Origin of the sequence: Actinocatenispora comari (genome assembly GCF_017312725.1) — a bacterium.
Taxonomy (GTDB): Bacteria; Actinomycetota; Actinomycetes; order Mycobacteriales; family Micromonosporaceae; genus Actinocatenispora; species Actinocatenispora comari.
In genome coordinates, this window is record NZ_BOPO01000078.1 from 1 (window position 1) to 17,470 (window position 17,470).

The following is a 17,470-nucleotide window of genomic DNA, read 5'->3' on the forward strand; positions in this document are numbered from 1 at the left end:
CCCAGGGTGCGGCCCGGCCGCGCCTGGCCGCGTCCGGCCGGGCCGCGATGATCGGCCGGATCGCGCCGTGCGGCCCGGCCAGCCTGGCCGGGTCCGGCCGGGCGCCCGGTGGTCCGGCCGACCGCGTCAGGCCGGCGCGAACTCGAACGGGTTGAGGATCGGGGCTCCGGTGCGGGCCATGTCCCGCACGTTGCGGGTGACCAGGGTCCAGCCGTTCGCCATCGCGGTGGCGGCGATCAGCCCGTCGACCTCCGCTGTCGGGGTCGCTGCGCTGAGTTGCCCCCACAGTTGCGCAACGGCCGGATCCACCGGTGCGATGTGGTCGCCGAAGGTCGCCAGCAGTGCGTCGTGCCAGAGTTCGTACCTGGCGGCCCGACTCGGGTCGCGGAGTGCGAGTCGGGTGATGCCGTGCCGGATCTCCCCGATCGTCAGCACGCTGAGAAACACCTCGGCGGCGGAAACCGAGTCCCACCACGCCAGCACGGCCGCGGCCGGCCGCGGCTTCTGGATCTCGGACACGACGGTGGTGTCGAGCAGATACGCCATCTCAGTCCCCGAAGTCGACTCAGTCTCCGAAGTCGACGGTGCGGGCTGGTTCCGACGAGCGGCGGATGTCGAGCTCGTCGATCGGCGGGCCGGACGCCAGGAACTCCTTGAAATCCGGCCGTGCCTTGTCCTGGTAGTCGTGCCAGGAGTCGATGTCGACGATCACCGCGATCTCCTTCCCGTGCCGGGTGACGAACTGCGGGCCGTCGGCCTCGGCGGCCCGCAGCACCTCGCTGAACCGCTGCTTCGCCTCCTGCGCCTGCCAGTGCCGGGGTTCGGTCGTGTGCGCCATGTCTGGACAGTCCAGACAGATTTCTGGACAGAATCCAGGCCGGCGCGGTACCGATCGCGGTCGCGTGGCTCGGATCGGCGGGCGCCGGCCGGTGCGGGTCGGTGGAGGTCAGTGCGGCTCGGCGAGCAGTGCGCGCAGCAGCGCCGGGCCGGTGCCGGCCAGCCCGACCGAGCAGTACAGCCGGATCGCCGCCGGGTCGGCCGGCAGTGGCCGCTCGCCGGTCAGTACCGCGCCGAGCCCGACCACGCGATCCCGCGCCGGGGTGCCGGCCAGCACGAACGGCGGATCGTAGCCGTCCAGCTGCCGTACCGAGTCGGTGGTGACCAGGCCGGCGGCCTCGGCCAGCGCCGGTTCGAACTCGCTGCGGCCGACCTGCTTCGGCCCGAGCGTGGTGACCGCGGTACCGGGGGACAGCCAGGCCGGGTCGAGCACCGGCGTCGGGCTGTTGGTGGCGAGCACGACGAGGTCGTGGTCGCGTACCGCGTCGGCCGGTGCGGTGGCGGCGATCGCCGGCAGCCCGAGCTCGTCCCGCAGCCGCCGGGCGAAGCCGGCCCGCCGGTCCGGATCCCGGCCGTACACGGTGACCGCGGTCAGCTCGCGCACCGCGCGGATCGCCCAGGCCTGCGCGTACGCCTGCGCACCGGTACCGACGATGCCGAGCCGGTGCGCGTCCGGCCGGGCCAGCGCGTCCGCCGCGACCGCGCCGAGCGCGCCCACCCGGTACTCGCCGAGCCGGTCGCCGACGCCGACCGCGCGCAGCCGGCCGTCCTCGATCAGCACCACGACCTGATCGGCCGGCGCGCCGACCAGGTAGGTGCGGTACCCGTGCCAGCGGTCGGTGCCGCCGGCGGTGACCATCAGTCGCCCGCCGGCCAGGTCCAGCGCGGCGCGTGGCGGGGCGACGAGCTCGCCGCGGTGGGCGGCGAGCACCGCGTCGCGCATCGCGGCGATCGCGGTGGCCGGGGACAGCTGTTCGACCTCGCGGTCGGTGACGATCGTGATCATGCGCTCAGCGTGCACCCTGTACCTGGCTCGACGTCAACGCGCGCGCACCGCTCCGCGGTGCCGGGCCGGCGCGGCGGCGGGCGTGGGCCGGTCCCGGGAGCTGCGCCGCTGTCGCCGATCCTTGACCTGGAGCGCGGTCCAGGTGGCAGGCTCGACGGCATGCAGACACGCACACTGGGCAGCCTCGACCAGCGCAGTTCGGTGCTCGTCTACGGCGCGGCGGCACTGTCCGACGTCGACCAGGACACCGCCGACGCGTCCATCGCCGAGGCGCTAGACGCCGGCATCAACCACTTCGACGTGGCGGCCTCGTACGGCGACGCCGAGCTGCGGCTCGGCCCGGCGATGCCCGCCATCCGGGACCGCATCTTCCTCGCCACCAAGACCGGCGAGCGCTCCGCCGAGGGCGCGTACCGGCAGATCAACGAGTCGCTGGAACGGCTGCGGACCGACCACGTCGACCTGCTGCAGCTGCATGCGGTCGGCGACCTCGCCGAGCTGGACCGGGTCTGCGCGCCGGACGGTGCGCTGGCCGGCGCGGTCCGGGCCCGCGACGAGGGCCTGGTCGGCGCGGTCGGGATCACCGGGCACGGGCACCAGGCGCCGGCGACCCACCTGGAGGCGCTCCGCCGGTACGACTTCGCGACCGTGCTCACGCCGCTCAACTACACGCTCGGCCAGCGCGCCGACTACTACCGCGACTGGCAGGCGCTGGCCACGGAGACGCAGCGCCGCGGCGTCGGGCTGCTGACGATCAAGAGCGGCGCCCGGCGCAACTGGCCGGACGGCGCCGACCAGCGCTACACCACCTGGTACGAGCCGCTCGACGAGCAGGCGTACATCACCGCGTCGGTGTCCTGGGTGCTCTCGCACCCGGAGATCACCGGCATCCCGACCCCGTCGGACGTGCGGCTGCTGCGCTACTTCGTGGCCGCCGAGCGCTCGCTGCAGTCGCGTGCCGAGGCCGAGCAGGTGCTGGCCACCGTGCCGGACTACTCGTCCCCGTTCCTGCGCCAGGTGATCTGACCCGGCGAGGCCGGGCCGCGCGGCCGTCGGCGCCCCGGGCCGAACGGGAGTCGGCGGCGGTCACCAGGCGGCGGCGAGGATGCCGGCGGCGATCACCAGCGGGGCGAGCAGGCTGATCGACACCGCCGCGGCGCGACCCCGGCCGGGCAGCCGCCAGGCGCCGGTGGTCAGCGCGATCAGCAGCCCGCACAGCAGCACCAGCGCCAGCGGTACCGCCCAGCGCAGGGTCAGCCCGGCCCGGTCGCCCAGGTACGCCTTGCCGGCGGTACGCGACACCATCCGGGCTTCGTGGCTGGTGTGCGCCCGCACCGGCGCGCCGAACACGGTCACGTGCCGCGCCGAGTACCGGTGGCCGTCGGCGACGAAGTCACCGACGCAGTGCCGGGACCAGCCGGCGCCGGTACACCAGGTGATGCGTACCGTGCCCTGGTCGCTGTGCCCGGCCGCGAGCCAGGCCGGCTCCGCACCCAGCCACGCGAACAGCGCCGCGAGCAGCGCGAACACCACCAGCAGCGGGATGCCGACCGCCGGCCGGCGGGGTCGCCGGGGCAGCTGCGGGCGGGCCGGCGCGGCCGGCTTGGCCGAGCGGGTACCGGCGGTGTCGGTCGGCCACAGCGGGAAGTTGCTCGCCGGCGCCTCGTCCGCCTCGACGGCGCCGGAGGGCTCCGCCGCGGCGCCCGTCGCCTCGGCCGCGCTGCCGGGAGCGACGTCACCGCGGAGGACCGCGGCGTCGCCGTCGTCGGCGTAGGCGGTCGCCACCGTGCCGCGGATGCCGGCCTCGTCGACCGCCGACCGGTTCGGCATCGCCGGGTCCGCCCCGGCGTGCGTCGCCCGGTCCGCCGCGGCCCGGCCCGGCTCGGCCCGGGCTGCGGCGCGATCGGCCGGGGTCTGGTCCGGCCCGCTCCGGGCTGCGGCGCGATCCGCCGGGGTCTGGTCCGGCCCGCTCCGGGCTGCGGCGCGATCCGCCGCGATCCGGTCCAGCTGGGCCCGGGCTGCCGCCAGGTCCGCCATGGCCCGGTCCGGCCAGTCGGCCGCCGGGTCGATCAGGTCCTCGGCGCCGGCCAGGTCCCCGGCGCTCGCCGCTGCTCCCTTCGCCGCCGGTTCGGCGGGGAGCGCCGGCGACGGCTCGGCCGGGGGTTCGGCCGCGGGCTGGTCGGCCGCGGCAGGCTGGGGCGGCTCCGGCGCGACGGGCGGCGCGGGCTGGCGGTCGGCGTCCTGGGCGGTCACCAGCCCATTCGACACCGCCGGGCCGGTCGGGGCGAGCTGCCACACCGGCCGGGTCGGGACAAATCCCGCGGGGGCGGTGCGCCGGCGCCGGCCGTACGCGGCGAGAAAAGCGCTCGCCGGCCCCGATAGGCTTTCCGGTATGAGCAACGTCTTGACGGCAGTCGCCTGGCCGTATGCGAACGGCCCGCGACACATCGGCCATGTGTCCGGTTTCGGGGTTCCCTCCGATGTCTTCAGCCGGTACATGCGGATGGCCGGCCACGACGTGCTGATGGTCTCCGGCACCGACGAGCACGGCACCCCGATCCTGGTGCAGGCCGAGCAGGAGGGCGTGTCGCCGCGGGAGATCGCCGACCGGTACAACCGGGTCATCGTCGAGGACCTGCAGGCGCTGGGGCTGTCGTACGACCTGTTCACCCGCACCACCACGCGCAACCACGCGGCGGTGGCGCAGGAGCTGTTCCGCACGGTGCACAGGAACGGCTACCTGATCGAGCAGAAGACCTCGGGGGCGATCTCGCCGTCGACCGGCCGCACCCTGCCCGACCGGTACATCGAGGGCACCTGCCCGATCTGCGGGTACGACGGGGCGCGCGGCGACCAGTGCGACAACTGCGGCAACCAGCTCGACCCGACCGACCTGATCAACCCGCGGTCCCGGATCAACGGGGAGAAGCCGAAGTTCATCGAGACCGAGCACTTCTTCCTCGACCTGCCGGCGCTGGCCGACGCGCTCGGCGACTGGCTGCGCAGCCGGCAGGGCTGGCGGCCGAACGTGCTGAAGTTCTCCCTGAACCTGCTCGACGACCTGCGGCCGCGGGCGATGACCCGGGACATCGACTGGGGCATCCCGGTGCCGATGGCGGGCTGGGAGGACAACCCGAACAAGCGGCTGTACGTCTGGTTCGACGCGGTGATCGGCTACCTGTCGGCGGCGATCGAGTGGGCCCGGCGCAGCGACGACCCGGACGCCTGGCAGAAGTGGTGGAGCGACCCGGCGGCGCTGCAGTACTACTTCATGGGCAAGGACAACATCACCTTCCACTCCCAGATCTGGCCGGCGGAGCTGCTGGCGTACGACGGGAAGGGTGCGAAGGGCGGCACGCCGGGGAAGTACGGCGAGCTCAACCTGCCCACCGAGGTGGTCTCCAGCGAGTTCCTGACGATGGAGGGGCGCAAGTTCTCCTCGTCCCGGCAGGTCGTCATCTACGTGCGCGACTTCCTCGCCCGCTACCAGCCCGACGCGCTGCGCTACTTCATCGCGGTGGCCGGGCCGGAGACCCACGACACCGACTTCACCTGGTCGGAGTTCCTCCGCCGCACCAACGACGAGCTGGTCGCCGGCTGGGGCAACCTGGTCAACCGGTCGATCTCGATGGCCGCGAAGAACTTCGGCGCGGTACCGACCCCGGGCGAGCTCACCGAGACCGACCGGGCGCTGCTGGCCAAGTCCGCGGCGGCGTTCGAGCCGATCGGTTCGCTGATCGGTACGCACCGGCAGAAGGCGGCGATCACCGAGGCGATGCGGGTCGTCGCGGAGGCGAACAAGTACATCTCCGAGTCGGCGCCGTGGAAGCTCGGCGAGGACCGGGAGCGGCAGGGCACCGTGCTGCACACCGCGCTGCAGGTGGTCAGCGACTGCAACACGCTGCTGTCGCCGTTCCTGCCGCACTCCGCCCAGCGGGTACACGAGCTGCTCGGTGGGGCCGGGGTGGTGGCGCCGCAGCCGGAGATCCGCGACGTGGACGACCTGGACGGCGGCCCCGGCTACCCGGTGCTGACCGGCGACTACGCGGACGCGCCGGCGTGGGGGTCCACGCCGCTGCCGGCCGGTCGCGAGCTGGCGAAGCCGAAGCCGGTGTTCACCAAGCTCGACCCGTCCATCGTCGACGAGGAGCTGGCCCGGCTCGGCGGCTAGCGGTGTTCGTTCGACGGCCTCCGGCAGCAGTTGCGGGGTGTTTGCCCTGGTATTGGCGGTGAAAATGCCAGGGCACGCCTAGTTGATCTTGTTAATCTTGGCGCATGCAGCCCTGCAGTAGTCAGCCGGGTTCGGCCCGGCTCTCCGCCTTCCCGGCGTCCGTCGTGCGACTACGACGGACGCCCGCCCGCTCATGGTGACCGCGCTCGGCGTCCTGCTGCTGGTGCTGGTCACCGCCGGTACCGGCTACTTCGTCGCGCAGGAGTTCGCCTATCTCGGTGCCGACCGCGGTCGGCTGTCCCGGCTCGCCGCCGAGGGCGACCCGGCCGCCGCCCGCGCGGTCGAGCTGACCGGGCGGCTGTCGTTCGTCCTGTCCGGTGCCCAGCTCGGCATCACCGTCACCGCGCTGCTCGCCGGGTACCTGGCCGAGCCGTTCCTCGGCGGCGGCCTGCGCGACGGGCTCACCGCGATCGGGCTGCCCGCCGCACTGGCCGGGCCGGCCGCCGCGCTGCTCGCCCTGGTACTCGCCACGGTCGTGCAGATGGTGCTCGGTGAGCTGGCGCCGAAGAACCTCGGCATCGCCCGCCCGGACCGGCTCGCGCTCGCCCTGTCCGGCAGCACCCGGGCGTACCTGCGGGTCGTGTCGCCGCTGGTCCGGTTGCTCGACGGGGCCGCGAACCGGCTGCTGCGCCGGCTCGGTATCGAGCCGGCCGAGGAGCTGCCGGTCGGTGTCACCGCCGACGACCTCGGCGGCATCGTCACCGACTCCGCCGCGCAGGGCCGCCTCGCCCCCGACCTGGCCGCGGCGCTCGGCCGCGGGCTGGCGTTCGGCGAACGTACCGCCGGGCAGGTGATGGTGGCCCGGGTCGACGTGCACACGCTGCCCGCCGACGCGCCCGCGAGCGCGGTACTGGACGGGCTGGACACCGGCCACGCCCGGTTCCCGGTGCTGCGCGACGGGGTGGACGACCTGGTCGGCGTCGTCGGCCTGGCCGAGGTACTGGCCGTGCCGGCGCGGCGCCGCGCCGTCGTCCCGGTGGCCGCGCTCGCCGCGCCGCCGCTGCTGGTACCGGCCAGCCTGCCGCTGCCCAAGCTGCTGGAGTCGCTGCGCGCCCAGCGCCGCCAGCTCGCCTGCGTGATCGACGAGTACGGCGGGTTCGCCGGCATCGTGACGCTGGAGGACGTGGTCGAGGAGCTGGTCGGCGACATCCGTGACGAGGACGACACCGAGCTGCCGCAGCCCCGCCGTACCGCGACGGGCTGGCTGGTGCCGGCCCGGCTGCGGCCGGACGAGCTGGCCGCGGTGACCGGCGTCGAGCTGCCCGCGGACGGCCGGTACGACACCCTCGGCGGCTGCGTGCTCGCCGCGCTCGGCCGGCTGCCCCGGCCCGGCGACCGGGTGCGCGTCGGCACCGTCGACGGCGGTGCGGTCGAGCTGACCGTCACCCGCGTCGCCCGCCGGGTACCGGCCGAGCTGGCCCTGGTCCGGCTGGCCGACACCGACACCGGCATCGACGCCGGCAGCGCGACGGACGACCCGGCCACCGGTGCCTCGGCGACGAACGACCCGATGTCGGACGGCTCGACCGTCGGCCATGCGGCATCGAACGGCTCGACCGTCGGCGATGCGGCATCGAACGGCTCGGCGGTCGGTCCGGTGGCGTCGGTCTCGGCGAGCGCGACGGCGGGTGGCCCGGTCGTGTCGGGGTCGGCGAGCGCGACGGCGGGCGGCCCGGTCGCGTCGGGGTCGGCGGGCGCGACGGCGGACCGGTCGGCGCGGCGCGAGCAGGTGTCGGCATGACCGCGCTGCTGCTGTCGCTGCTGCTGCTCGCCGGCAACGCGTTCTTCGTGGCGGCCGAGTTCGCGTTGACCGCGAGCCGGGCGCACCGGCTGACCCAGCAGGCCGAGCAGGGCAGCCGGGCGGCCCGGGCCGCGCTGACCGGTACCCGGCAGCTGACGCTGATGCTGGCCGGCGCGCAGCTGGGCATCACACTGTGCTCGCTGGGGCTCGGTGCGCTGGCCGAGCCGACCATCGCGCACGCGCTGGAACCGGTACTGCACGCGCTCGGCCTGCCGGCCGCGGTGTCCTGGGGCGTGGCGTTCGTGGTGGCGCTGGCGGTGGTCACCGTCGTGCACATCGTGGTCGGTGAGATGGCGCCGAAGTCGTGGGCGATCAGCCGGCCGGAGACCGCGGCGCGGGCGCTGGCGTTGCCGTTCCTCGGCTTCGTCCGGGTGCTGCGGCCGGTGCTGACCGTCCTGAACGCGGCGGCGAACGGCGCGCTGCGGCTGGTCGGCGTGACTCCGGTGACGCATCGAGAGACCGCGCGCGGGCCGGCCGAGCTGCGGGTGCTGCTGCGCGACTCCACCGACGCCGGACTGATCCCGGCCGACCAGCACCGGCTGCTGGACGGGCTGCTCGCGCTGCGTACCGGCACGCTGGCGGCGGTGATGGTGCCGGCGGCGGCGATGGACACGGTGCCGGCGCACGTCGACGGGGACGGCGTGGTCGCCGCGCACCGGCGTACCGGTCGGTCCCGGTTCCCGGTCACCGACGGCGGCCGGGTGCTCGGCGTGGTGCACGTACGGGACGCGGCCCGGGCACCGTCGGCCACCGCCGCCGCGCTCGCCACCGCGGCACTGCGGCTGCCGGTCGGCATCGACCCGCACACCGCACTGACCGCGATGCAGCGCGACCGCCGGCAGCTCGCGGTGGTCACCGACGGCACCGCACTGGTCGGCCTGGTCACGCTGGAAGACCTGGTGGAGCAGGTGATCGGCGAGTTCGCCGACGAGACCGACCGGCAGCCGGCCGCGGTCACCGGTGTGTGATGCTGAACCATCATGACTGACCGCCACGGGCGGCGGGGCGACCCGCCACCGGCGCCGGAACCGCTGCCGGTGCCGGTCGCCGACGCACACACCCACCTGTACCTGCAGGGCGCCGAGGCGTCCGCCGCGCTCGCCGCGGCCGCCGCCGTCGGGGTCGACCGGATCGTCGAGGTCGGCTGCGACGTCGCCTCGTCGAGGGACGCGGCGGCCCTCGCGGCGGCGCACCCGGCGGTGCTGGCCGCGGTCGCGATCCACCCGAACGACGCGGCCGAGCTGGCCGACCTGCCGGCCGCGCTGGCGGTGATCGACGAGCTCGCCGGCCAGCCGCGGGTGCGCGCGGTCGGCGAGACCGGCCTGGACTACTACCGCACCGGCCCGGCGGGCCGGCCGGTCCAGCAGGAGTCGTTCCGGGCGCACGTCGACATCGCGAAGCGGCACGGCAAGGCGCTGATGATCCACGACCGGGCCGCCGAGCCCGGCAGCGACGCCCCCAGCTCGCACGAGGACATCTTCGCGATCCTCGCCGAGGGTGCGCCGGAGACGGTGATCTTCCACTGCTTCTCCGGCGACGCGGAGATGGCGCGGCGCTGCGCCGAGCGCGGCTGGTACGCGAGCTTCGCCGGCAACGTGACCTTCCGCAACGCCGGAGCGCTGCGCGAGGCGGCGGCGGCGATGCCGACCGAGCTGATCCTGGTCGAGACGGACGCGCCGTACCTGACCCCGATGCCGTACCGGGGGCGGCCGAACGCGCCGTACCTGGTGCCGCTGACGGTGCGGGCGCTGGCCGAGGTGAAGGCGCTGCCGGTGGAGCAGCTGTGCCGGGCGTTGTCGGACAACGCGGACGCCGCCTTCGGCGGCTGGTGAGTGCCGGATGAGCCACGCCGGCGGCACCCGGGGCAGCGCGCGCGGCGCGGAGTTCGTACAGTGTCGTGTTCGTGAAGCAGGCATACCGCGCTCGCCGTCGCCAGCAGGCCGGCTGGAAGTCGTACGGGGCGCTCGCAGTCCAGCTCGTCGCCGTGCTGGCGGTGCTGGGTACGGGCGGCTTCTTCCTGCTCCGCACGCATGCGGTGACGATCGTGGATGACGGCGCGCGCCGGCTGGTGCGCAGCCACTCGTTCACCGTCGCCGGGGTGTTGCAGCAGGCCGGGGTCACCCTCGGGCCGCACGACACGGTACGGCCGGGCCGCGACTCGCTGGTGCGCGGCGACGTGGTGGTCGGCCGCGGCCGGCAGGTGCGACTCACCGTGGACGGGCGGCAGAGCCGCCGCTGGGTCACCGCCCGCACGGTGCCCGCGCTGCTCACCGACCTCGGGTACCGGCGGGACGCGGTGCGGGTCTCCGGCGTCGACGGCGTCATCGACCGGGACGGCGCCACCGTGACCATCCGTACCCGCAAGCATGTGACTCTCGTCTCGCACGGCAGGAAGACGACGTACACCACGTACGCCGCGACGGTGCGCGAGCTGCTCGCCGAGCACGAGGTGAAGCTCGGCCACGACGACGAGACCGAGCCGGCGCTGGCGCACACCCTCGCCGGGGTCACCGACGTCGACCTGTTCACCGTGTCCCGCAAGGTGAAGACCGAGACGGTCACGGTCGACGCGCCGACGAAGACGCAGCAGCGCGACGACTGGATGCTCGACCAGCAGGCGGTAGTCGACGAGGGCCACGACGGCAAGCGCACCGAGAAGGTGGAGTACGTCTACCGGGACGGCAAGCAGTACCAGCGCAAGGTGCTGTCCAGCAGCTGGGTGACGAAGGCGTCGCCCCGGGTGATCGCCAAGGGCACCACCCCGTACCCGCCGGACCCGACCGGGCTGAACTGGTCGGGGCTGGCGCAGTGCGAGTCCGGCGGCAACCCGCACTCGGTGTCGGCCAACGGCGAGTACATGGGGCTGTACCAGTTCAGCCAGAGCACCTGGGAGCGGATGGGCGGCATCGGCCGGCCCTCCGACGCCACCGCGCGCGAGCAGACCTACCGCGCGATCAAGCTGTACCAGGCGTCCGGCAAGGGGCAGTGGCCGGTCTGCGGAGCGAACCTGTGACCCGACGCCGGCCCGCGTCCGGCCGGCCGGACCGCGCGGACCCGGCCGGCGCCGCTGACCCGACCGGTGCGGCCGACCCGACCGGTGCGGCCGGCCCGGGCGCGGATCCGGCCGGTCAGGCGGCGCCGCCCGCCGATGCGACCGGTGGTCGCCCGGCGCCGTCCGGGCTGCTCGGACCGGCACAGATCCGGGCCCTCGCCGCCGAACTCGGCGTCACCCCGACCAAGACGCTCGGCCAGAACTTCGTCATCGACCCGAACACGGTGCGCCGCATCGCCGCCACCGCCGACCTGACCGCCGACGACGTGGTCGTCGAGGTGGGACCGGGGCTCGGCTCGCTCACCCTGGCGCTGCTGCCGGCCGCCCGCCGGCTGTACGCGGTGGAGATCGACCCGCGGCTTGCCGACCGGCTGCCGGGTACGGTCGCCGCGCACGCGCCGGAGCACGCCGACCGGCTGCGGGTGCTCGGCGCGGACGCGCTGCGCATTCGCGCCGACGCGTTCGCCGAGCCGCCGACGGCGCTGGTCGCGAACCTGCCGTACAACGTGGCCGTACCGGTGCTGCTGCACCTGCTGGCGCAGCTGCCGACGCTCGCGCACGGGCTGGTCATGGTGCAGCAGGAGGTGGCCGACCGGCTCACCGCCGGCCCCGGCTCCCGCACCTACGGGGTGCCGTCGGCGAAGCTCGCCTGGTACGCAGCAGCCCGGCCGGCCGGTTCGGTCGGCCGCTCGGTGTTCTGGCCGGTACCCAACGTCGACTCCGGCCTGGTCGCGTTCGCCCGGCACGACCCGCCCACGGCAGCGGTGCCCGGCGACGGGGCGTCGCGCGCCGCGGTGTCCCGGGAGGCGGTGTTCGCGGTGGTGGACGCGGCGTTCGCGCAGCGCCGCAAGACGCTGCGGGCGGCGCTGGCCCGATGGGCCGGCAGCCCGGCCCGGGCCGAGCAGCTGCTCCGCGCCGCGGACGTGGCCCCCTCAGCCCGCGGCGAGTCGCTCACCATCGCCGACTTCACCCGCATCGCCGCCGCCGATCGACCCCGAGTTGATCACCGGGTCAGGTTGGCGGACGGCGGTTGCGGGACGGCACAGCACCAGTGATCAACCCCGGCGGTGCCGGGTCGGCGGAAGGGGACGGGTGGCGGAACCAGCGGGGGCCAACGACCCGGTCCGAGTGCGGGTACCGGCCAAGATCAACCTGCGGCTGTCGGTCGGCGCGCCGCGGGCCGACGGGTTCCACCCGCTCGACACCGTCTACCAGGCGATCTCGCTGTACGACGAGATCACGATCAGACCCGCCGACCGGCTGCGACTGACCCTCGACGGGGTCGGCGCCGACACCCTGCCCACCGACGGCGGCAACCTCGCGGTCCGCGCCGCCACGCTGCTCGCCGACCGGCTCGGCGTGCCCCCGAACGTGGCCATTCACCTGCACAAACGCATCCCGCTGGCGGGCGGGCTGGCCGGTGGCAGCGCCGACGCCGCCGCCGTGCTGGTCGGCTGCGACGCCCTCTGGGGCGGCGGACACGACCCGGCCGCCCTCGCCGTCCTCGCCGCCGACCTCGGCAGCGACGTGCCCTTCCTGGTGATCGGCGGTACCGCCCGCGGCACCGGTCGCGGTGAGCTGGTCGAGCCGGTGCCCGCCGCCGGCCCCTGGCACTGGGTGGTCGCCGCCGCCGACGGCGGCCTCTCCACCCCCCGGGTGTACGGGCAGCTCGACCTCCTGCGCGCCGCCGGCGCGGCACCACCAGCCGCCCTTGCGTCGGAACGTGACGCCGCAGCGTCGTACGGTGACGCCGTCGGGTCGGCGCGTGACGGTATCGCGGCGGAAGCGACCGGTCACACGCCGTCGCCGGTACCGGACCGGTTGCTGGCGGCGCTGCGGTCCGACGACCCGGCGGACCTCGCCGCGGCGCTGGCCAACGACCTGCAGCCGGCCTCGATCGCGCTGCGCCCGGCGCTGCGACGTACGCTCGATGCCGGGCTCGCGGCGGGCGCACTCGCCGCCATGGTGTCCGGCTCCGGCCCGAGCTGCCTGTGTCTTGCCGCCGACGCGGCCGACGCCGCCCGCATCGCGGCCGAGCTCACCGAGCGAGGGGTGTGTTCGGCGGCACACGTCGCGGTCGGCCCGGTGGCCGGCGCCACCGTGCTGGCCTGACCGCCGTGCCTGACCGCCGGGCCGCCCTGACCGCTGGGATGCCCTGAACCGCCGCACCGACCTGAACCGCCGTACCGACCTGAACGCTGTACGACCTGAACCGCCGCCGTACGACCGAGCACCGAGGAAGGACCGCCCGCGTGGCCAACATCGTCAACCTGGACCGGGTCGCCAAGCAGTACGCCTCCGGGGTGCTGTTCGACGACGTCTCGCTCGGGCTCGACGACAGCGACCGGGTCGGCGTGGTCGGACTCAACGGCGCCGGCAAGTCGACCCTGCTGCGGCTGATCACCGGCGCCGAGGAGCCCGACTCCGGCCGGCTCACCCGCCGCCGCGGCCTCGCCGTCGGGTCGCTGCCGCAGCAGGTCGACCTGCCGCCGACCGCGACCGTGCGGGACGTGGTGGTCGGCGACGCCTGGCTGCCGGCGCTCGGCGCGGACAGCGAGCACGGTCCGGCCGAGCACCTGTGGGCCGGCGACGCCGCGGTCCGCGCGGTGCTGCGCGGCCTCGGCATGCCCGGCCTCGGCCTGGACACCGAGACCGGCCCGCTCTCCGGCGGCGAGAAGCGCCGGGTCGCGCTCGCCGCGCTGCTGATCCGGCCGGCCGACCTGCTGATCCTGGACGAGCCGACCAACCACCTGGACATCGCCGGGGTGTCCTGGCTCGCCGCCTGGCTGACCCGCGAGCACCGCGGCGCGCTCGCCGTCGTCACGCACGACCGCTGGTTCCTCGACGCCGTGTGCACCGCCACCTGGGAGGTCGCCGACGGCACCGTCCGCTCGTACGAGGGCGGGTACGCGGCGTGGACGCTCGCCCGGGCCGAACGCGTCCGCCGGGAGACCGTCACCGAGCAGCGCCGGCAGAACCTGCTGCGCAAGGAGCTCGCCTGGCTGCAGCGCGGCGCCCCGGCCCGTACCAGCAAGCCGAAGTTCCGCATCGACGCGGCCAACGCGCTGATCGCCGACGTCCCGCAGCCCCGCGACAGCGTCTCGCTGCACCGCCTCGCCACCGCCCGCCTCGGCAAGCAGGTGTACGACCTGGAAGACGTGACGGTGGCGCACGGCGACAGGCAGATCCTCGCCGACGCCACCTTCCGGGTCGGCCCCGGCGACCGGATCGCCCTGGTCGGCGCGAACGGCGCCGGCAAGACGACGCTGCTGCGACTGCTCACCGAACAACTGACCCCCGCCACCGGTACCGTCCGGGTCGGCCAGACCGTCCGCGCCGGCTACCTGTCCCAGCAGCTGTCCGAGCTGCCCACCGACGCCCGGGTGCTGGAAGCGATCGAACAGGTCGCCCGCCGGGTCCGGCTCGGTGACCGGGAACTGACCGCCGCGCAGCTCGCCGAGCTGTTCGGCTTCGGCGAGTCCCGGCTGTGGTCGGTGGTCGCCGACCTGTCCGGCGGCGAACGACGCCGGCTGCAACTGCTCCGGCTGCTCGCCGGCGAACCCAACGTGCTGCTGCTCGACGAGCCCACCAACGACCTGGACACCGACACCCTGGCCGAACTGGAGGACCTGCTCGACTCCTGGCCGGGCACCCTGATCGTCGCCAGCCACGACCGGTACCTCGTCGAACGGGTCTGCGACACGGTCTTCGCGCTGCTCGGCGACGGCGCCGTCACCCACCTGCCCGGCGGCATCGAGCAGTACCTGACGCTGCTGCCCGAGCCGGGCGACAGCGACCAGACCCCGGTCACCGCGACCCCGGCCGGCAAACCCGAGCGCACCGGACCCAGCGCCGCCGAGGTACGCGCCGGCAGGAAGGAGCTGGCCCGGCTCGAGCGCCTGGTCGCCCGGCTCGAGACCAAGGAGTCCGACCTGCACACCCAGCTGGCCGAACACGCCACCGACTACGCCAAGGTCACCGAACTCGACGCGCAGCTCGCCCAGCTGCGCTCCGAGCGCGCCGCGGCGGAGGAGGAATGGCTCACCCTCGCCGCCTCCCTCGACTGACGCCTCCGGTCAGTCCGCGGTCTTGGAGGAGCGGGCCCACAGGTTCAGGCCGGAATCGACCGCGTACCGGTCGATCTCGGCCAGCTCGTCGTCGGTGAACGACAGGTTCCCCAGCGCCGCGACGTTGTCCTCCAGCTGCCGCACGCTGCTCGCCCCGATCAGCACGCTGGTCACCCGCTCGTCGCGCAGCGCCCATGCCAGCGCCAGCTGCGCCAGCGACTGACCGCGCCGACCGGCGATCTCGTTCAACGCCCGGATCCGGTCCAGCGTCTGCTCGGTCAGCAGCTCCGGCGACAGCGACTTCCCCTGCGCCGCACGCGAATCCGCCGGCACCCCGGACAGGTACTTGTCGGTCAGCATGCCCTGCGCCAGCGGCGAGAACGCGATGCAGCCGGCGCCCACGTCCTCCAGCGTGTCCAGCAGATCCGGCTCGATCCAGCGGTTGAGCATCGAGTACGACGGCTGGTGGATCAGCAGCGGCGTCCCCAGCTCGCGCAGGATCTCCGCCGCCCGCGCGGTGTCTGCCGGCGAGTACGACGAGATCCCCACGTACAGCGCCTTGCCCTGCTGCACCGCCGAATGCAGCGCACCCATCGTCTCCTCCAGCGGAGTGTCCGGGTCGAAGCGGTGCGAGTAGAACACGTCGACGTAGTCCAACCCCATCCGGGACAGCGACTGGTCCAGGCTCGCCAGCAGGTACTTCCGCGAACCCCACTCGCCATACGGGCCCGGCCACATGTCGTAGCCCGCCTTCGTCGAGACGATCAGCTCGTCCCGGTAGCGGCGGAAGTCCGACGCGAACAGCAGGCCGAAGTTGCGCTCCGCCGACCCGTACGGCGGGCCGTAGTTGTTCGCCAGATCGAAGTGCGTCACACCCAGATCGAACGCCCGCCGCAGGATCGCCCGCTGCGACTCCAGCGGCCGGTCACCGCCGAAGTTGTGCCACAGCCCCAACGACACCGCCGGCAGCCGCAGCCCGCTGCGCCCACTCCGGCGGTACTGCATCGACTCGTACCGGTCCTCCGCGGCAAGGTAGTCCATGCCCGGCATCCTGCCACCAGAGGCTGTCTCGACGTCGGCGGCCGCGGACTTCGAGACCGGCCCCGGCCGCCGACCGCGCCACGAGTTGCCGGGGTATCGACACCGCCGGAACGCCCATGGTGAACAATCCGTGCTGGAACGGGTTCGCGCGGCCCGCACGCACCGACCCGTAACACCGGTGACCAGCATTCGAGGGGACCGACATGGCCAGCCATCTGCCCGTCAACCACCACATGCGCGGCTTCTGGCGCGTGCTCTCCACGCTGGCCGGGCTCTACATCCTGATCTTCGGCATCGTCGGCGTCATCCAGACCAGCGGCATGGACACCTTCGCCACCGAAGGCAAGCGGGTGCTCGGGCTCACCACCAACCCCGGCTTCTCCGCCATCTCCATCGCCGTCGGCGCGGTGATCTTCCTGGCCTCGGTGATCGGCCGCAACATCGACGTGGTCGTCAACCTGATCTTCGGCTGCATCTTCGTGCTGGCCGGCCTGTTCAGCCTCGCGTTCCTGCGCACCGACCTGAACTACTTCGCCTTCTCCGTCACCAACTGCATCGTCTCCTACCTGCTGGGCGGCATCGTCGGCCTCTCCTCGCTGTACGGCCGCACCCGCCGCACCGCGCCCAGCCGCGCCGGGCAACACGCCGCCGCCTGACCCTGCCGCCGACGCCCCACACCCCGTCGTGGGCCGCACCGCCGGCGGTCAGGCGTCGGCCGCCGGCGCCACGTTCGGATGCGGCTCGTGCTCCAGGTGCGCCAGGCCGTTCCACACCAGGTTCACCAGGTGCGTCGCCACCACCTCGCGCGGCGGCTGCCGCACGTCCAACCACCACCGCCCGGTGAACGCCACCAGCCCGGTCAACGCCTGCGCGTACAGCTCCGCCAACCCCCGGTCGTACCCGCGCGCCGCGAACCCGGCCGCCACGTGGTGCTGCACCCGGTGCGCCACCTCGTTCAGCAGCCCGGCGAAGCTGCCGCCGTCGGACATCATCGGCGAGTCCCGCATCAACACCCGGAACCCGTCGGTGTCCTCCTCGATGTAGCGCAGCAGCGCCAGCGTCGCCTGCTCCAGCAGCCGCCGCGGATGCCCCGCCGTCAATGCCGCCGTGATCTGCTCCAGCAGCGCCCGGACCTCCCGGTCCACCACCGCGTGGTACAGCTTCTCCTTGTCGCCGAAGTGCTCGTACACCACCGGCTTCGACACGCCGGCGCGGGCCGCGACCTCCTCCATGCTGGCCCCGTCGTACCCGCGCTCGGCGAACAGCTGTCGCCCCACCCCGAGCACCTGCTCGCGGCGCTGCGCGGCCGTCATCCGTACCCGGCGACGTTCGCCGCCCACCTCAGCCATCCGCCCATCCTCGCAGAGTCCGCAGCTCACCCGCGGTTGTCGCACCCCCGCCGTAGCGTCACCTCGATACCGGACGGCAACCAGGA

At 74.2% G+C, this 17,470-nt stretch carries 15 protein-coding genes and 1 pseudogene; 10 read left to right on the plus strand and 6 right to left on the minus strand.

From position 1 onward, the window contains the following. Positions 1 to 126 precede the first annotated feature (126 nt). The 3 genes from NUM_RS20805 to NUM_RS20815 all read right to left on the minus strand — a co-directional run bounded on the left by NUM_RS20805 (position 127) and on the right by NUM_RS20815 (position 1,843). Entirely contained in the window at positions 127 to 546 is a 420-nt protein-coding gene (locus tag NUM_RS20805; RefSeq protein WP_207126584.1) for a type II toxin-antitoxin system VapC family toxin, read from the minus strand. A 19-nt stretch (positions 547 to 565) separates the two neighbouring features. Continuing rightward, positions 566 to 838: a type II toxin-antitoxin system Phd/YefM family antitoxin gene (locus NUM_RS20810; protein WP_207126585.1), complete on the minus strand. Its 273-nt coding sequence runs from the start codon at positions 836 to 838 to the stop codon at positions 566 to 568. 108 nt (positions 839 to 946) lie between these two features. After that, the gene (locus NUM_RS20815; RefSeq protein ID WP_207126586.1) at positions 947 to 1,843 is read right to left on the minus strand and encodes an ornithine cyclodeaminase family protein; all 897 of its coding nucleotides are present in this window, start codon (positions 1,841 to 1,843) and stop codon (positions 947 to 949) included. A 159-nt stretch (positions 1,844 to 2,002) separates the two neighbouring features. Between NUM_RS20815 and NUM_RS20820 the strand changes: the two genes are divergently transcribed. Further along, on the plus strand, positions 2,003 to 2,869 hold the full coding sequence (locus NUM_RS20820; protein ID WP_207126587.1) for an aldo/keto reductase: 867 nt from the start codon (positions 2,003 to 2,005) through the stop codon (positions 2,867 to 2,869). A 60-nt stretch (positions 2,870 to 2,929) separates the two neighbouring features. Here the strand turns inward: NUM_RS20820 and NUM_RS20825 are convergent, their stop codons facing one another. Then, entirely contained in the window at positions 2,930 to 4,096 is a 1,167-nt protein-coding gene (locus tag NUM_RS20825; RefSeq protein WP_207126588.1) for a hypothetical protein, read from the minus strand. 139 nt (positions 4,097 to 4,235) lie between these two features. Here NUM_RS20825 and metG point away from each other — a divergent pair, with 139 nt between their 5' ends. The 8 genes and pseudogenes from metG (at position 4,236) to NUM_RS20865 (ending at position 14,994) form a co-directional block, all read left to right on the plus strand. Then, the gene (gene metG, locus NUM_RS20830; protein ID WP_207126589.1) at positions 4,236 to 6,014 is read left to right on the plus strand and encodes a methionine--tRNA ligase; all 1,779 of its coding nucleotides are present in this window, start codon (positions 4,236 to 4,238) and stop codon (positions 6,012 to 6,014) included. Positions 6,015 to 6,207: 193 nt separating this feature from the next. Then, positions 6,208 to 7,533: pseudogene (locus tag NUM_RS20835) on the plus strand (hemolysin family protein); the annotation flags it as partial. A 278-nt stretch (positions 7,534 to 7,811) separates the two neighbouring features. Next, on the plus strand, positions 7,812 to 8,843 hold the full coding sequence (locus NUM_RS20840; protein ID WP_207126591.1) for a hemolysin family protein: 1,032 nt from the start codon (positions 7,812 to 7,814) through the stop codon (positions 8,841 to 8,843). 12 nt (positions 8,844 to 8,855) lie between these two features. Beyond that, a complete protein-coding gene (locus tag NUM_RS20845) occupies positions 8,856 to 9,707 on the plus strand; it encodes a TatD family hydrolase (RefSeq protein ID WP_207126592.1) in 852 nt (283 codons plus the stop codon). Between the two features lie 71 nt (positions 9,708 to 9,778). Further along, the gene (locus NUM_RS20850) at positions 9,779 to 10,888 is read left to right on the plus strand and encodes a resuscitation-promoting factor (protein ID WP_207126593.1); all 1,110 of its coding nucleotides are present in this window, start codon (positions 9,779 to 9,781) and stop codon (positions 10,886 to 10,888) included. Positions 10,889 to 11,055: 167 nt separating this feature from the next. Further along, positions 11,056 to 11,982, plus strand: a complete 927-nt coding sequence (gene rsmA / locus NUM_RS20855) for a 16S rRNA (adenine(1518)-N(6)/adenine(1519)-N(6))-dimethyltransferase RsmA (RefSeq protein WP_207126630.1) — start codon at positions 11,056 to 11,058, stop codon at positions 11,980 to 11,982. Positions 11,983 to 12,019: 37 nt separating this feature from the next. Continuing rightward, positions 12,020 to 13,039, plus strand: a complete 1,020-nt coding sequence (locus NUM_RS20860) for a 4-(cytidine 5'-diphospho)-2-C-methyl-D-erythritol kinase (RefSeq protein WP_207126594.1) — start codon at positions 12,020 to 12,022, stop codon at positions 13,037 to 13,039. 140 nt (positions 13,040 to 13,179) lie between these two features. Then, entirely contained in the window at positions 13,180 to 14,994 is a 1,815-nt protein-coding gene (locus tag NUM_RS20865; RefSeq protein WP_207126595.1) for an ABC-F family ATP-binding cassette domain-containing protein, read from the plus strand. Positions 14,995 to 15,003: 9 nt separating this feature from the next. Here NUM_RS20865 and mgrA read toward each other — a convergent pair whose 3' ends face one another. Further along, positions 15,004 to 16,035, minus strand: a complete 1,032-nt coding sequence (gene mgrA / locus NUM_RS20870; protein WP_207126596.1) for an L-glyceraldehyde 3-phosphate reductase — start codon at positions 16,033 to 16,035, stop codon at positions 15,004 to 15,006. Between the two features lie 203 nt (positions 16,036 to 16,238). Between mgrA and NUM_RS20875 the strand changes: the two genes are divergently transcribed. After that, on the plus strand, positions 16,239 to 16,691 hold the full coding sequence (locus NUM_RS20875; RefSeq protein ID WP_207126597.1) for a DUF4383 domain-containing protein: 453 nt from the start codon (positions 16,239 to 16,241) through the stop codon (positions 16,689 to 16,691). 48 nt (positions 16,692 to 16,739) lie between these two features. Here NUM_RS20875 and NUM_RS20880 read toward each other — a convergent pair whose 3' ends face one another. Beyond that, entirely contained in the window at positions 16,740 to 17,384 is a 645-nt protein-coding gene (locus NUM_RS20880; RefSeq protein WP_207126598.1) for a TetR/AcrR family transcriptional regulator, read from the minus strand. Positions 17,385 to 17,470: the final 86 nt, after the last annotated feature.

Bases quoted from the DNA above. Each gene is read 5' to 3' on its own strand.
- NUM_RS20875 (WP_207126597.1), top strand. From the start codon at position 16,239: ATGGCCAGCCATCTGCCCGTCAACCACCACATGCGCGGCTTCTGGCGC.
- mgrA (WP_207126596.1), bottom strand. From the start codon at position 16,035: ATGGACTACCTTGCCGCGGAGGACCGGTACGAGTCGATGCAGTACCGC.
- NUM_RS20880 (WP_207126598.1), bottom strand. From the start codon at position 17,384: ATGGCTGAGGTGGGCGGCGAACGTCGCCGGGTACGGATGACGGCCGCG.
- metG (WP_207126589.1), top strand. From the start codon at position 4,236: ATGAGCAACGTCTTGACGGCAGTCGCCTGGCCGTATGCGAACGGCCCG.
- NUM_RS20810 (WP_207126585.1), bottom strand. From the start codon at position 838: ATGGCGCACACGACCGAACCCCGGCACTGGCAGGCGCAGGAGGCGAAG.
- NUM_RS20815 (WP_207126586.1), bottom strand. From the start codon at position 1,843: ATGATCACGATCGTCACCGACCGCGAGGTCGAACAGCTGTCCCCGGCC.
- NUM_RS20845 (WP_207126592.1), top strand. From the start codon at position 8,856: ATGACTGACCGCCACGGGCGGCGGGGCGACCCGCCACCGGCGCCGGAA.
- NUM_RS20840 (WP_207126591.1), top strand. From the start codon at position 7,812: ATGACCGCGCTGCTGCTGTCGCTGCTGCTGCTCGCCGGCAACGCGTTC.
- NUM_RS20820 (WP_207126587.1), top strand. From the start codon at position 2,003: ATGCAGACACGCACACTGGGCAGCCTCGACCAGCGCAGTTCGGTGCTC.
- NUM_RS20805 (WP_207126584.1), bottom strand. From the start codon at position 546: ATGGCGTATCTGCTCGACACCACCGTCGTGTCCGAGATCCAGAAGCCG.